12 protein-coding genes, 1 pseudogene and 1 riboswitch are annotated in these 15146 nt (G+C 71.5%); of the genes and pseudogenes, 11 read left to right on the top strand and 2 right to left on the bottom strand.

The window, feature by feature from the left end:
- Window positions 1–166 precede the first annotated feature (166 nt).
- Window positions 167–994 (bottom strand): DUF4190 domain-containing protein, encoded by an 828-nt coding sequence (locus AB0389_RS16575; RefSeq protein WP_366396106.1) that lies wholly within the window; start codon window positions 992–994, stop codon window positions 167–169.
- 259 nt (window positions 995–1253) lie between these two features.
- Here AB0389_RS16575 and AB0389_RS16580 point away from each other — a divergent pair, with 259 nt between their 5' ends.
- The 4 genes from AB0389_RS16580 (at window position 1254) to AB0389_RS16595 (ending at window position 6287) form a co-directional block, all read left to right on the top strand.
- Entirely contained in the window at window positions 1254–3392 is a 2139-nt protein-coding gene (locus AB0389_RS16580; protein ID WP_366396107.1) for an N-6 DNA methylase, read from the top strand.
- A gap of 121 nt (window positions 3393–3513) precedes the next feature.
- Window positions 3514–4074, top strand: a complete 561-nt coding sequence (locus AB0389_RS16585; RefSeq protein WP_366396108.1) for a hypothetical protein — start codon at window positions 3514–3516, stop codon at window positions 4072–4074.
- Complete coding sequence (locus tag AB0389_RS16590) at window positions 4071–5681, top strand: serine/threonine-protein kinase (protein WP_366396109.1); 1611 nt, start codon at window positions 4071–4073, stop codon at window positions 5679–5681. Before AB0389_RS16585 ends, AB0389_RS16590 begins: the two co-directional genes overlap by 4 nt.
- Before the next feature lie 99 nt (window positions 5682–5780).
- Window positions 5781–6287 (top strand): GtrA family protein, encoded by a 507-nt coding sequence (locus AB0389_RS16595; RefSeq protein ID WP_366396110.1) that lies wholly within the window; start codon window positions 5781–5783, stop codon window positions 6285–6287.
- Here the strand turns inward: AB0389_RS16595 and AB0389_RS16600 are convergent.
- Window positions 6253–7338, bottom strand: a pseudogene (locus tag AB0389_RS16600) (acyltransferase); the annotation flags it as partial. The gene AB0389_RS16595 and the pseudogene AB0389_RS16600 overlap by 35 nt on opposite strands.
- Window positions 7339–7549: 211 nt before the next feature.
- Here AB0389_RS16600 and AB0389_RS16605 point away from each other — a divergent pair.
- From AB0389_RS16605 to AB0389_RS16635, 7 genes are all read left to right on the top strand, one after another.
- Window positions 7550–8206: a SurA N-terminal domain-containing protein gene (locus AB0389_RS16605; protein WP_366396111.1), complete on the top strand. Its 657-nt coding sequence runs from the start codon at window positions 7550–7552 to the stop codon at window positions 8204–8206.
- A gap of 116 nt (window positions 8207–8322) precedes the next feature.
- A complete protein-coding gene (locus AB0389_RS16610) occupies window positions 8323–9330 on the top strand; it encodes a nucleoside triphosphate pyrophosphohydrolase (protein ID WP_366396112.1) in 1008 nt (335 codons plus the stop codon).
- A gap of 142 nt (window positions 9331–9472) precedes the next feature.
- Window positions 9473–10762, top strand: a complete 1290-nt coding sequence (locus tag AB0389_RS16615; RefSeq protein WP_366396210.1) for a cytochrome P450 — start codon at window positions 9473–9475, stop codon at window positions 10760–10762.
- A gap of 136 nt (window positions 10763–10898) precedes the next feature.
- The gene (locus AB0389_RS16620) at window positions 10899–11723 is read left to right on the top strand and encodes a transglycosylase family protein (protein ID WP_366396113.1); all 825 of its coding nucleotides are present in this window, start codon (window positions 10899–10901) and stop codon (window positions 11721–11723) included.
- A 362-nt stretch (window positions 11724–12085) separates the two neighbouring features.
- A riboswitch (cyclic di-AMP (ydaO/yuaA leader) is annotated at window positions 12086–12259 on the top strand.
- 6 nt (window positions 12260–12265) lie between these two features.
- Window positions 12266–12994: a transglycosylase family protein gene (locus AB0389_RS16625; protein ID WP_366396211.1), complete on the top strand. Its 729-nt coding sequence runs from the start codon at window positions 12266–12268 to the stop codon at window positions 12992–12994.
- A 230-nt stretch (window positions 12995–13224) separates the two neighbouring features.
- A complete protein-coding gene (eno, locus tag AB0389_RS16630) occupies window positions 13225–14514 on the top strand; it encodes a phosphopyruvate hydratase (protein ID WP_114661071.1) in 1290 nt (429 codons plus the stop codon).
- 106 nt (window positions 14515–14620) lie between these two features.
- The gene (locus AB0389_RS16635; RefSeq protein WP_366396114.1) at window positions 14621–15097 is read left to right on the top strand and encodes a septum formation initiator family protein; all 477 of its coding nucleotides are present in this window, start codon (window positions 14621–14623) and stop codon (window positions 15095–15097) included.
- Window positions 15098–15146 lie beyond the last annotated feature (49 nt).

Below are 15146 nucleotides of genomic sequence, written 5' to 3' on the forward strand. Positions count from 1 at the left end.
AAGCTACGGTCCGCACGGCCGGTCACCCGCTGTCGTTTCACACGCTTTCCGCTGACATTTGTCATGCGGAGGGGAGGCCGTCCCCCTCCGACGGCCTCCCGGTCCTGCGGTCCTGCGAGCTTGCGGTCCTGCGGTCTCGCGGTCCTGCGGTCTCCCGCAAGGTGCGTCAGAGCTTCAGCTCCCACTGCGACGCGTCGTAGGTGAAGCCGGGACTGACCTCGACCATGAGCGACGTGGCCTCGGCGGGCGCGTCGAAGGCGAAGACGACGGTGGACTTCTTGCCGGGCAGCACACTGCCGGTGAAGCCGGCGCCGATCGTGTCGTCGAAGATCGCCTCGGCCTCGACACCGTCGTCGCCGGCCCGCGCCCCGGCGGTGGCCAGGGTGGCGTCGAACTTGTCCTTGCCGGTGTTCTCGATGACGACCGTCACCTGGTACGCCTTGTTGCCTTCGGTGTGCCCGATCGCGAACTCGCCGGGCGTGTAGGGCTTGGGGGCGGACACGGTGACGGAGATCTTGCCGTCGTAGGAGGCCGCGTCACCGGCGCCGAGCGCCCCGGCCGGGGTGTCGCCGTCCTTGTCCTTACCGCTGTCGCCGGAGCCCTTGTCGCCGCCCTTGGCGCTGTCCTTGTCGTCGGAACCGCTGCCTGGAGCCTTCGTCGCCGACTGCGAAGAGGTGGCCTTGTCGATGTCGTTGACCAGGTCGTCCACGGCGCTGAACGTGACCACCATGCCCCAGACCGAGAGGCCGAGGGAGACCAGCGCGAGCACGGCCCCCGCCGTGGCGGCCTTCTTGTTGGTGGCCTGACCGCGCTTGGCCCGGCCCCGCCCGCTGAGGCCCAGGATCAGGCCGATCACCCCGAGGACGCCGGCGAGCCAGAAGAAGAGCGGGATCAGCCCGGAGAGGGCGCCGATGATCCCGAGGATCAGCGCGGCGGTCCCGAGGCCGTTGCGGGCCGGCTGGGTCGGCTGGGGCGTGTGAGTGACGTGAGACATGGGTGTGCCCTTCGGAGGACAAGCGGATGAATGGCAAATGGCACGGGCAAATGGCGCGGCGGATTGGGCGGAACAGCACGCGGTGCGACGTGAGTGGGGCCGTTCCGTCGATCCCTGTAGCGATGGGTCAATCACAGCAGATGCTGTGAACCGAGTCAACAGTGTTCACGGTGTTCGGGTCGGTCCACGACGCGATCCGCGCCGGTATGCTCAGCGGCAGCAGGGGTTCAGGGGCGGATACGGCGAAGGAGACAGCCAGGTGCCGGAGAACGCAGCAGAGGTGACGGCTGCCGGAATCGCCCGGCTCGCCGGTGTCGGACGGGCCGCCGTCAGCAACTGGCGCCGCCGCCACACCGACTTCCCCCAGCCCGTCGGCGGCACGGAGACCAGCCCGTCCTTCGCCCTGGACGAGGTCGAGCAGTGGCTCAGGGGCCAGGGGAAACTCGCCGAAGTGCCCCTGCGGGAACGGGTCTGGCGCGATCTCTCGGGCGACCCGGCCGGAGTCCCCACCGCCCTGGTCCGCACCGGCTGCGTCCTCCTGCTCGTACGGGACCGGCCGATGGAGTGGCTGGAGATGGGCGCCTCGGCGGACGCGCGCTTCGCGCAGCTGCTGTCCGCCGCGCTGGCCAAGGTCCTCGCGGCCCGCTTTGACGACGAACACGCCGAAAGCGTCGTTCACAGCCCCACCGCGCTTGAACTGCTGCCGTCCATGCCGCTGCTGCGCTCCACCGGCCTGCTGGCGGCGGAGCTGGGCGCCCGGCAGACCTTCGAGTTCCTCCTCGGCCGCTATCTCGACGTCAACCCGCGCCAGTACACGTCCACCCCGCCCGAGGCCGCCGCGCTCATGGCGGCGATCGGCGTCCCCGCCGCCGGCCTGACCGTCCTCGACCCCGCCGCCGGCACCGGCACCCTGCTGCGCGCCGCCCCGCACCCGGCCGCCGCGTACGCCCAGGAAGCCGCGCCGGAACTGGCCGCGCTGACCGCGCTGCGCCTCGCGCTGCACACGGACGCCCGGGTCGCGGCGTACGCCGGGGACAGCCTGCGCGCCGACGCCTTTCCCGGGCTCGCCGCCGACGCCGTCCTCTGCCACCCGCCGTTCAACGAACGCAACTGGGGGCACGACGAACTCGCCTACGACCCCCGCTGGGAGTACGGCTTCCCCGCCCGTACGGAATCGGAGCTGGCCTGGGTCCAGCACGCCCTGGCCCGGCTGCGCCCCGGCGGCACGGCCGTGCTCCTGATGCCGCCGGCCGCCGCGTCACGCCGCTCCGGCCGCCGCATCCGCGCGGACCTGCTCCGCAGGGGCGCGCTGCGCGCCGTCGTCGCACTGCCCGCCGGGGCCGCGCCACCGTACGGCATCCCCCTGCACCTCTGGATCCTGCGCAAACCGAGCCCCGACGTACGGGCCTCGTCCGACCTGCTGTTCGTCGACACCGCCGAACTGTCGGCGGGCGCCGCGGGCAGCGGCCCCGGAGCCGGTCACGGCGGCGGTGGCGGTCGCGACAAGCCGGACTGGCCGGCCGTCCACGCGGCCGTCCTCGACGCCTGGGAACCCTTCGACCGGCACGGCACGGTCGAGGAGCGCCCCGGCGCCAGCCGCGCGGTGCCCGCCATCGAACTCCTCGACGACGACGTCGATCTGACCCCCGCCCGCCATCTGCCGCCCCCGGCCGCCGGGGGCGGGGCCGCCGAACTGGCGCGGGTACGGGAGCGGCTGGCCGACACGCTGCGACGCACCGCCGAACTCACCCCGGTGGTCGCCGCCCCCGCGACCGCGCCCGCCACGACCACGAGCACCACCGTCGCCGAACTCGCCCGCGCGGGCGCGCTGACGCTGCACACGGGCGGCGGCGGCACCGGTGCGAGTACGGGCGCGGGAGCGGCGGCCACCGGGGTGCCGGCCCTGCCCCCCGCCGTCCTCACCGAACAGGACGTCATGACCGGCCGCGCCCCCTCGGGCACGCTCCCCGACCCGCCGCCCGGCGCCCCGGCCGAGGAGTCCGTACGGATCGAGGAGGGCGACGTCGTCGTCCCCGTCCTCGGCGGCGGAGCGGTCGCCCGGGTCGCCGACGCGGCCACGGCCGGCGCGGTCCTCGGCCGCAACCTCCAGCTCCTGCGGCCCGATCCGGCGCTCCTGGACGCCTGGTTCCTGGCCGGCTTCCTGCGCGGCACCGCCAACAACCGGCGGGCCAGCAGCTACGCCTCCACCGCGACCCGGCTCGACGCGCGCCGGCTCAGGCTGCCCCGGCTGCCCCTCGCCGACCAGCGGCGCTACGGCGAACACTTCCGCGCGCTGGCCGCGTTCGAGGACGCGCTGCGGCTCGCCGGGCGGCTGGGCGAGCAGCTGGTGCAGGGGCTGTACGACGGGTTGACGGACGGCAGCGTCCCGCCGCAGTGATCAACTGAACACCGGTTGCGCACAACCCGGGGCGAGTTGTCGCAGTCGATGTATACGCTCACCTCTGTAACTCCCGCTCAGCACACCCGTCAGCCTTGTCCCCAGGCCTCCAGGAGCAGCAATGTACGGCCCCGGCTACGCGCCGCCGCCGCCCCCGCAGCGCCGTCACGCGTGGGTTGTCCCCCTGCGCGTGCTCTTCGCCGCGCTCGCCCTGCTCAGCTGCGGCCTTCTCGCGTGGGCGACCATGCTGCGGCTCGCGCTGGTCACGCGGAGCAGGCTGCACTGGACGCTGTTCGGTGTGACGATCGTGATCTTCACGGGCTCTCTCATCACGCTGGGTCTGCAACCGACGCAGCCCCCCGACGCCCCCGCGACCCGGGCCACGGACATCACCATGATCGTGTCGCTGCTGACGGCCGTGGCGGTCTTCTGTTACTACCTGTACGCCGAGATCGACCACTTCGGCGCCCAGCACGCGCCCCCGCCCCCGCACCCTGCCCCGCCGCCCGGTTACTACGTGCCGCCGCAGCCGCCTCAACCGCCCCAGCAGCCCCAGCAGTTCGGCTACGGCTACCCGGCGCAGCAGCCCCCGCCCCGCCCGTCCCAGCCCCGGATCGACCAGGTCCGCGCCGAACTCGACGACCTCAGCGACATCCTGAGAAACCGACGGGACGACACGTGAACGGACGTGTCGTCGGCGACCGTTACGAGCTGTCCACCCTCATCGGCCAGGGCGGCATGGGCCAGGTCTGGACGGCGTACGACCAGCGCCTCGACCGCCGCGTCGCCGTCAAACTGCTGCGCCCCGACCGGATGGCCGCCGCCACGGCCGCCGACGAGATGCGCCGCCGCTTCGTGCGCGAGTGCCGCGTCACCGCCCAGGTCGACCACCCCGGTCTGGTCACCGTCCACGACGCGGGCAGCGACGGCGAAGACCTCTACCTCGTCATGCAGTACATCGAGGGCGCCGACCTCGCCGACCATCTCGCCGAGCACGACCCGTACCCCTGGCCCTGGGCCGTCGCGGTCGCCGCCCAGCTCTGCGCGGCGCTGGCCGCCGTCCACGCCGTACCGATCGTCCACCGCGACCTCAAGCCGCGGAACGTGATGGTCAAGCCCGACGGCACGGTCACGGTCCTGGACCTCGGCGTCGCCTCCGTCATCGACCGGGACACCACCCGGCTCACCCACACCGGATCCCCCATCGGCAGCCCCGCCTACATGGCGCCCGAGCAGGCGATGGGCGGCGCCGTCGGCCCGTACACCGACCTCTACGCCCTCGGCGCGCTGCTCCACGAACTCCTCAGCGGCAGCGTCCCGTTCGAGGGCTCCACCGCGCTCGGCGTGCTCCACCGCCATCTGTACGAGCCCCCGCTGCCGGTGCGCCGGATCAGACCCGAGGTGCCGGAGCCGCTCGAAGCGCTCGTGCTGCGGCTGCTCGCCAAGGACCCCCGGCACCGCCCGTCAGGACCGCAGGAGGTGTACGAGCTGCTCACGCCGCTGCTGCCGCGCCGGGGCGGCCCGCCGACGGGCCCGCTCGACCCGACCCGGCCCTTCTCCCGCCCGCACGCGCCCTGGCCGGACCGGGCCGCCACGCCACCGCCGCCGGCGACCGGGCCCGTACCGCTCCGGCAGGGCATACCCGCGCCCGCACACGTCCCCGCGCCCGCACACGTCCCCGCGCCCGTCCCCGCACCCGCACCCGCGCCCGAGCGGCGGCCGGATGTCGCGGCGGCCGTCGACGAGGTGAAGCGGCTGCTCGGCGAGGGCAGCATCACCCGCGCCGTGGACGTCCTCGGCTCGATCCTCCCGGCCGCGGCCGTCGAGCACGGCGAGCACTCCCCGGTGGTGCGCATCCTGCGCAAGCAGTACGCCTCGACCCTGATGGACGACGGCCAGTACCGCCGCGCGCTCCCCGAGCTGCGCCGGCTCGCCGACGACCGGACGGCGGAGGCGGGCCCGGGTGACCCGCAGGCGCTCGGCTTCCGCTACGACGCCGCGCTCTGCCTGGAGCAGCTCGGCGAGGCGATCGCGGCCCTGGCCGAGTACCGGGCGGTCCTGCCGTACTACGAGTACGAGGGCGGCCGGCAGCCGGGCGGCGACCCGGGGCGCGCCTTCGAGATCCGCCGGCGCATCGGCAATCTGCTGCTGTCGGTGGGGGATCACGCGGGCGCGGAGCAGCAGTTGCAGAGCCTGCTCTGGGACACCGAGCGGGTCTACGGCCCGTACCACCCGCTGCCGTCCGACATCCGGCGCGCGCTGGACCGGCAGCGCCAGTTCCGCGGCTGAGCGCCCCTGCCGGCCCCACACCCCTGCCCGCGCGCGCCCGCGTACCCCGGCGCGCGTGGGGACAAGTAAGGACAACCAGGGCTGTGCCACACTCCTCGTGTGAACGTCCGCAACCAACTGGTCAGGTTCACCCTGGTCGGGGTGGTCAATACGGGCACGTACTACGGCTGCTACCTGTTCTTCCTGCACCGGCTGCTGCCGTACGTCGTGTCGCACGTCCTGGCGTTCGGGCTCAGCATGACGGGCTCGTTCTTCCTCAACAGCTGGTTCACCTACCGGACCCGGCCCACCTGGCGGAAGTTCCTGCTCTTCCCGCTCACCAACGCGGCGAACTTCGTCATCACCACGGCCGGTGTCTATCTGATGGTGGACGTGTGGCGGCTGAGCGACCGCTACGCGCCGCTGATCACCGCGGCGGCGGCCGTGCCGATCACCTTCGTGGTCTCCCGCACGATCATGCTCCGCCCCGATCGGGCACCGGGACCGGGACCGGCACCGGGACGGGGAGCGGCGCAGGCGTCGGCAGAGACGGAGGGGGCGGGGGCGGGACCGGCTCCGGCTCCGTCTGACGGAGACGCTCGGCCTGCCGCTTCATCGTCCGCTTGATCCGAGGGCCGAGCGGCTTCTCCACCAGCCGGTGGATCAGCCAGGCCAGCACGAGCATCGAGCCGACCGACACGACGAGGGTGACGCCCGCCGGCAGCCCGAAGTAGCGGTGCAGGACGCGGATCGCGAACCAGCCCAGATGCTCGTGGATCAGATAGAACGGGTACGTGAGCGCTCCCGCGAAGGTCAGCCAGCGCCAGTTCACCCGGCGCAGCCACCCCAGGGCCACGGCCGCGACCGACACATAGGCGAACGTCACGATCAGCAGGATCACGTACGGCGAGCGCGGCTGGAAGACGTTGGTGGCCGCCGGGTTCCAGAGCGCGACGGTCGCGTAGTGCTGGCCGAGCAGCCAGCTGGTGGCGACGATGCCCCAGAGCAGCAGATCGCTTCCGTACCGGTGGATCAGATAGAGCGCGAGCCCGCCGACGAAGAACGGCGCGTACTCCGGCATGACGATCGCTTCCAGGAGCGGGACGTCGGTGACGCCCGAGAGCACCGCCGCCACCGTCCACAGGCAGCAGAAGATCACGACCCGGCGGTAGGTGACGCCCTTCCACACGACGAAGAGCGCGAAGAGCAGATAGAAGCGCGCCTCCACCCAGAGGGTCCAGCACACCCCGAGCACCCGGCGCACCCCGACCGGCTGCTGAAGCATCGTCAGATTGACCAGGGTCTCACTGAGGGGCAGCGGCTCGCTGACGACGGGGAGGACCAGGCACGCGGCGGTGACCAGCACGATCGCCGCCCAGTACGCGGGGTAGAGCCGCGAGACGCGCGAGCGGAAGAAGTCCCCGAGGGAGCGTCCCCAACTGCTCATGCAGATGACGAAACCGCTGATGACGAAGAAGACCTGCACGCCGAGGCAGCCGTAGACGGCGAGCGTGGAGAGATCGGGGAACAGCGCCTTCGGCGAGCGGCCCCACGCATCGGTGATCTGACCGCCGCGGCCCGCGTAGTGGTACAGACAGACCATGAGCGCCGCCAGGATGCGCAGGCCGTCCAGGGCGCGCATCCGGTCCTGGACACGGGCCGGTGTCGCTTTTTCCATAAGGAGCGACGCTAGGCGGCGCGCGGTGAACGGTGCTCCGTACGCCGGGTGAACAGCGCGTCAGGACAGATGGACCGGGGGTGAACGGGGCGCGTACCCGAATCCGGCGGTGAATCGTTGGTCCAACCAGTGGCCCAGGCCACTCCAACTGCCTACCATCGATCATCGCAAGGTCTTGTGCATCGCCGCACAATCACGCCGGGAGGCCCCTTTGCACCGCCGCCGTCGCACCTCGCTCGCCGTATCCGCCGCGCTGCTCGCCGCCGCGCCCCTCCTCACCGCGTGCGGTGGTGAGACCCACCCCGGAGCAGCGGCGGTCGTCGGGGGACAGCGGATCGAGACCTCCGCGCTCCAGGCGGAGGTACGGGACGTACGGGACGCGCAGCGGGCGGCGCCCGACGCCGACCAGCTCATCAAGAACACCGGGCAGCTCAGCCAGGCCAAGCTGAACGGCATGATCTTCGACCGGGTGCTCCAGCGGTCCGCCGACGACGCCGGGGTGACGGTCAGCCGCAAGGAGATCCAGAGCACCAGGAAGCAGGCAGCCGCGCAGTCGGGCGGCGAGAAGCAGTTCGCCGAGATGCTGCTCCAGCAGGGCGCGCTCGCCGAGGGCCAGATCGACTCCGCGATCCGCCGCGAGGTGCTGCTGAACAAGCTGGCGCAGGCGCTCGGCGCGAACACGTCGACGCCGGAGGGCCAGCAGATCGTCCTCGCCGACCTGACCAGGACGTCGAAGAAGCTGGGCATCGACGTCAATCCGCGCTACGGCAGATGGGACAGCAAGCAGGTCCGGCTGGGCGAGGCGAAGACGCCGTGGATCAAGCAGATCACCCAGCAGGCACCGGAGGAGCAGCCGACGGGAGCCTGACGGGCTGGTCTGGTCCCGTCCGGTCCGATCCGGTCAGGTCCATTCCCGTCCGGTACGGGCCGAGCTGGGTTCGGGCCGGGCGTCGGTGCGGCGGCCGGCTGGCGTAGGTTCGGGTGGTGACTCACGAAGCCCCCGCCGCGCCCGGCCGTATCGTCCTGCTGACCGCCAGCCACCGGGTCGCGCCCGGCCTGCTGTCCTGGCCCGCCTGGCAGACGCTGCACGCCGCGGACCGGGTGCTCTGCGCCGACGCCGCCCATCCGCAGCTGCCGTATCTGCGCGAGGCCGGGATCACCGTCGAGCACGCCGCGCCCGCCGCGAGCGAGCTGGTCGAAGCCTGCGCCGGCGGCCGTACGGTCGTGGTCCTGCCGACGGCCGGGGAGAGCGCCGGGACCGGCGACATCCCTTCCGGGGCGCTCACCGACGGGCTGGCCGCGCTGGCGGGCTCCGGCCGGGTCCGGATGCCGGAGCTGGAGCTGCTGCCCGGTTCGTACGATCTGCCGGGCGCGCGGCTGCTCGATCTCGTCCAGGTCATGGACCGGATCAGGGTGGAGTGCCCGTGGTCGTCGGTCCGTACCCACCGGGAACTCGCCAAGTACGCGATCGAGGAGTCGTACGAGCTGGTCGAGGCGATCGAGGACGGCAGCCGCGACGAGCTGCGCGAGGAGCTGGGGGACGTACTGCTCCAGGTCGTCTTCCACGCGCGGATCGCCGAAGAGGAGCCGGAGGCGCCGTTCTCCATCGACGATGTCGCGGGCACCATCGTGGAGAAGCTTATCCACCGTCATCCCCATGTCTTCGGCGACGAGACGGCCGAGACCCCCGAGGACGTCAAGGCGCACTGGCTCCGTAAGAAAGCGGACGAGAAGCAGCGCGCGTCGGTCACCGACGGCGTGCCGCTCGGCCAGCCGGGGCTGGCGCTCGCCGCCAAGCTCGCGAGCCGGGTCCGTACCGCGGGCCTGGAGGTCGCGCCGCCCGGCGGCGAGGGCATCGGGTACGAACTGCTCGCGCTGGCGGTACGGGCGGAGGCCGCCGGTGCCGACCCGGAGACCGCCCTGCGCGCCGCCGCCCGTACGTACCGGGACGCGATCCATGCCGCGGAGCGTGCGGCGGCCGGCACCTCGTAGGCGCGTCGTCGCATCACCCAGTACGGACGGGGCCGGGGTCCCGTTCATCCCGTCGTCCCGCCGTCGTCCTTCCGTCGCCTCCGGCCGTAGACCCGTCACCGGTCCGTCTCACCCCGGCGGCTACGGTCGGTGGGTGCCCGACATGTCTGAGAACCACCCCGTCCCCGAACTCTTCAGCTGGGAGTTCGCCACCGATCCGTACCCCGCGTACGCCTGGCTGCGCGAGCACGCCCCCGTACACCGGACCGCGCTGCCCAGCGGGGTCGAGGCGTGGCTCGTGACGCGGTACGCGGACGCCAGGCAGGCCCTCGCGGACGCGCGGCTCTCCAAGGACTCCGCGCACCACGCGGGTTCCGCGCACGCCAAGGGGAAGACGGGGATCCCGGGCGAGCGCAAGGCCGAGCTGATGACGCATCTGCTGAACATCGACCCGCCCGACCACACCCGGCTGCGGCGGCTGGTGTCGAAGGCGTTCACGCCCCGCAGGGTCGCCGTGTTCGCTCCGCGCGTACAGGAGCTGACGGACCGGCTGATCGACGGATTCGCCGCGAAGGGCACCGCGGACCTGATCCACGACTTCGCGTTCCCGCTCCCCATCTACGCGATCTGTGATCTGCTCGGGGTCCCGCCGGAGGACCAGGACGACTTCCGCGACTGGGCCGGCATGATGATTCGACACGGCGGCGGGCCGCGTGGCGGAGTCGCGCGTTCGGTGAAGAAGATGCGCGGATATCTGGCCGAGCTGATTCACCGTAAAAGGGCGAATCCCGGCGACGACCTGATCTCCGATCTGATCCGGGCGAGCGACCACGGCGAACATCTCACGGAGAACGAGGCCGCCGCGATGGCTTTCATCATCCTGTTCGCCGGTTTTGAGACGACCGTCAATCTCATCGGTAATGGCATGTACACGCTTATGCGGAATCCGGTGCAGCGGGAACGGCTCCAGCGTTCGCTCGCGGCCGGGGAGACCGGGCTGCTGGCGACCGGCGTCGAGGAGCTGCTCCGCTACGACGGCCCGGTGGAGCTCGCCACCTGGCGGTACGCCACCGAGCCGCTGACCCTCGGCGGGCAGCGCATCGCGGCCGGGGATCCCGTGCTGGTCGTCCTCGCCGCCGCCGACCGGGATCCGGCGCGGTTCCCCGACGCCGACGTGCTGGATCTCGCGCGGCGTGACAATCAGCACCTCGGATACGGCCACGGAATCCACTACTGCCTCGGCGCGCCGCTCGCCCGGGTGGAGGGGCAGACCGCGCTGGCGACGCTGCTGACGCGGCTGCCCGATGTGCGTCTTGCGGAGGATCCTGCCGATTTGCGCTGGCGCGGCGGGCTCATCATGCGTGGATTGCGCACACTTCCGGTGCAGTTCACGCCATTGTCCGAAAGGGCGAGTGCGGGGCATTCCGGGGGGATTCCGGGAACGAATTCCTGACGGCCCGCCAATACCGTGACTTTTGCGTGATCTCCGCTGCATCGACTTGTGACAACAGTTCGAGTACCGCTACGTTCACGACGACTCAGCAGCAACACGCTGATGTCGAACCGACAGTCACACGGAAGGCAACCGCATGCGCTCCGGGAAACACCGCCGGCCCCGACAGGCCCCCGCCCTTCTCGTCGCGGCAGGAGTGACGGGATCGGCCATCGCCATCCCGCTCCTGGCCGCCAGTGGCGCAAGCGCGGCGGAAGCCTCCACCTGGGACCGGGTCGCCGAGTGCGAGAGCGGCGGCCGGTGGAGCGCCAACCTCGGCAACGGCGCCTACGGCGGACTCCAGATGACCCAGGAGACCTGGGACGCCTTCGGTGGCGCGGAGTTCGCGGCCAGCCCCGACCTGGCGAGCCGCTCCCAGCAGATCCAGATAGCCGAGAAGGTCTTCACGGCGCAGGGCACGAAGGCGTGGTCCAGCTGCGCCGTCGTCTCCGGGCTCGTGAAGAGCGTCGGGAGCACCGTCGACGGCGCGACCGGGACCGGCTCGGGCTCCACCACCGACCCGTCGGGCGATGCCTCGGACGCCACGTCCGGCACCGAGACCCCCGGGTACGGCGACAGCGGTACGCAGACGGGCGGGGCGGCCTCCACGGACCCCGCCACCCCGTCGCCGAGCGCGAGCGACACCAAGGACACCGAGCCCACCGCCGACGCCTCGACCGCGCCCGCCACGGGCAAGCACCGGGGCGCCCCCGCCAAGGAGGATGACGGCGCATCGGGCAATAAGGATAAAGAGCGCGAACCGAGCGACCGTGCCTCGCGCGGCAGTGCGACCGCCCGCGACGGAAGCCTCGGGGACGCGTACGGCGGCGAGGAGACCGGCCGCGGTGAGTCCGTCGTCGTCGGCGGCGAGCCCCTCTCCGTCGTGATCGGCAGTCAGAAGGTCGTCGGCGGCTGGGTCTGAGCCGCCCCTGTGCTGAACGGGGCACCGTTGACGTCCACGGCGCCCCGTCCGGCCCTGGTCGGCGCCCCGGCCGCGATCCGAAACATGGCGCGATCGGGGGGTGGTTAGGGATCGTATGTCCACTTCTGCGCAAGTGAGACAAGGGTCTCTTTGCCGCAACTGGGGTCATTTGCTCTGACGGTTGGCTCATCCCGGTCCCCACCTGCGGAAACATGAAGGCCGTTGAGGGCGGGAAGGGCGTTTTCTCCCGGATGTGCCTCTTTGAACAACCACCCGGGCTGTGATTACGGTCTGAACCGCTCGCACCGCGGGCCCCGTCGACCGAAACGCCGAATCCTGCCGTCGGTCGGGGGGAGTGGTCGTCGCGTAAAGCGCCGAAGGCAGGAGCGGGGGACCCAATGGTTCGCGCCGGTCCCGGCCGTCGAGAGACGGTCCGGGCACGGCTAGGGGTGAAGCCGCGTGTGAGAGCACGCGGCCGGGCAACTCACTTGGCCCGAACCCGACAGCTGACCTCGTAGGCGTCGGTGAGGAGATGCTTCATGCTGCTGCGTTCCAGCAAGGCCAAGCACCGTCGTCCGTCCAAGGCGGTCCGCTACGCCACACTCGCCGGAATCACCGGTGCCGCCGTCGCGGCCCCGCTGATCGGCGCCACCTCCGCCTCGGCCGCGACCGCGGCCGAGTGGGACCAGGTCGCCCAGTGCGAGTCCGGCGGCAACTGGTCCATCAACACCGGCAACAGCTTCTACGGCGGGCTGCAGTTCACCAGCTCCACCTGGGCCGCGTACGGCGGCACCGCCTACGCCTCCCGCGCCGACCTGGCGTCCAAGTCCCAGCAGATAGCGGTCGCCGAGAAGGTCCTGGCCGGCCAGGGCAAGGGCGCGTGGCCGAGCTGCGGCGTCAACCTGTCGGGCGCGGCGTACAGCGGCGGCTCCAGCGGCTCCGGTACGCAGTCCCAGTCCCAGTCGCAGCCGAAGCAGCAGGCCGCCCCGAAGCAGCAGGCCGCTCCCAAGCAGCAGGCCGCCCCGGCGCAGCAGGCCGCGCCCCAGCAGCGCACCGCGGAGCAGCCCACCGCCTCGCGCAGCCAGAACCGCGCCACCGTCACGATCAAGAAGGGTGACGGCGAGTACAAGGTCAAGTCCGGCGACACCCTCTCCAAGATCGCCGACGCCCACAAGGTCAAGGGCGGCTGGAAGAAGGTCTTCGACCTGAACAAGGACATCGTCCGTGACGCCGATGTGATCTACCCGGGCCAGCAGCTCCACCTGAGCTGACCCGCCCGCCCGCCCCAGAGCACCCCGGCCCGGCGCGTCACCCCCGTACGCGCCGGGCCGGGGTTTCGGCCGTCAGCCCCGAAAATCCCCATTACCGGTCGGTACGGGTCAATAGGGGCGGCCCGGCCCAAACGAGAGGCCCTCGGGGCCGACCGATCACTCCGGGCCGGTTAGGCTCATGGCGCAAGGCCAATGAGACCTTGCGCCCACGCGTCACATCCCAGAAGGAGATGCTCGTGCCGTCCATCGACGTCGTCGTAGCCCGGGAAATCCTCGACTCGCGAGGCAACCCCACGGTCGAGGTCGAGGTCGGCCTCGACGACGGCAGCACCGGCCGTGCTGCTGTTCCCTCCGGTGCCTCCACCGGTGCGTTCGAGGCCGTCGAACTCCGCGACGGAGACGCCAGCCGCTACCTGGGCAAGGGTGTCGAGAAGGCCGTCCTCGCCGTCATCGAGCAGCTCGGCCCCGAGCTGGTCGGGTACGACGCCACCGAGCAGCGCCTGATCGACCAGGCGATGATCGACCTGGACGCCACCGAGAACAAGGGCTCGCTCGGCGCGAACGCCATCCTCGGTGTCTCCCTGGCCGTCGCGCACGCCGCCTCCGAAGCCTCGGACCTTCCGCTCTTCCGCTACCTCGGCGGCCCGAACGCGCACCTGCTGCCCGTTCCGATGATGAACATCCTGAACGGCGGCTCGCACGCCGACTCCAACGTGGACATCCAGGAGTTCATGATCGCCCCGATCGGCGCGGAGTCCTTCTCCGAGGCGCTGCGCTGGGGTGCCGAGGTCTACCACACGCTCAAGAAGGTCCTGAAGCAGAAGGGCCTGTCCACCGGCCTCGGCGACGAGGGCGGCTTCGCGCCGAACCTGGAGTCGAACCGCGCCGCGCTCGACCTCATCCTCGAAGCCATCAAGGAGGCCGGTTACGTCCCCGGCCGCGACATCGCGCTCGCGCTCGACGTCGCCGCGTCCGAGTTCTACAAGGACGGCAGCTACGAGTTCGAGGGCAAGTCGCGCTCGGCCGCCGAGATGACCGAGTACTACGCCGAGCTGGTCGAGGCGTACCCGCTCGTCTCCATCGAGGACCCGCTGTACGAGGACGACTGGGCCGGCTGGAAGGTCATCACCGACCAGCTGGGCTCCAAGGTCCAGATCGTCGGCGACGACCTCTTCGTCACCAACCCGGAGCGCCTCGCGCGCGGCATCGAGGAGGGCTCGGCCAACGCCCTGCTCGTCAAGGTCAACCAGATCGGTTCGCTGACCGAGACCCTGGACGCCGTGGAGCTGGCGCAGCGCAACGGCTTCAAGTGCATGATGTCGCACCGTTCCGGCGAGACCGAGGACGTCACCATCGCGGACCTCGCCGTCGCGGTGAACTGCGGCCAGATCAAGACCGGCGCCCCGGCCCGCTCGGACCGCGTCGCCAAGTACAACCAGCTGCTGCGCATCGAGGAGATCCTCGACGACGCGGCGGTGTACGCGGGCCGCAGCGCGTTCCCGCGCTTCCGCTCCGCCTGAGGCTACGCCTGAGGTACGAGGGCGCTCCCGCCCGTCGTCCGTACGTCCCCGGCCCCGGTCCCGTACCGTGTCCGGGGACGTACGTACGTAGGAGGGGAGGGCGGCCATGACCGGGAACCGGGACCGGTTCTCCACCGCGACCAGGCTGCGGATCATCGGCGAGCAGACGGCCGCCCGGGTCTACCGCTCGCAGAACCGCCGGCAGGACCGCCGCTCCCGGCTCACCGGGCGCGCGGCCTTCCTCGCCCTGGTGGTGTGCACCATGGTGGTGGCGCTCGCGTATCCGATGCGGCAGTACGTGTCGCAGCGGAACGAGATCGCCGACCAGGAACGGGTCGCCCGCGAGGCGAAGCAGCGCGTCGAGGAGTTGCGCGACGAGAAGGCGCGGCTCCGCGACGACGCCTATATCCAGCGGCTGGCGCGCGAGCACCTCCACTATCTGATGCCGGGGGAGACGGGTTACACCGTGATCGACCCGGAGACGGCGCGGGAGCGGCGCGACGAGAACCGCGGGGCGGCGGACCGGCCCTGGTACTCGAACGTCCTGGACGGTGTGGACACCGCGGACCGCCCGAAGAATTAGCGAAGAACCAGTGACGAGCACGACCGACTCGCAAGAACATTGAGACCAA

The sequence above is a fragment of the Streptomyces sp. NPDC093109 genome (assembly GCF_040701725.1).
In the GTDB taxonomy this organism is placed as follows: Bacteria; Actinomycetota; Actinomycetes; order Streptomycetales; family Streptomycetaceae; genus Streptomyces.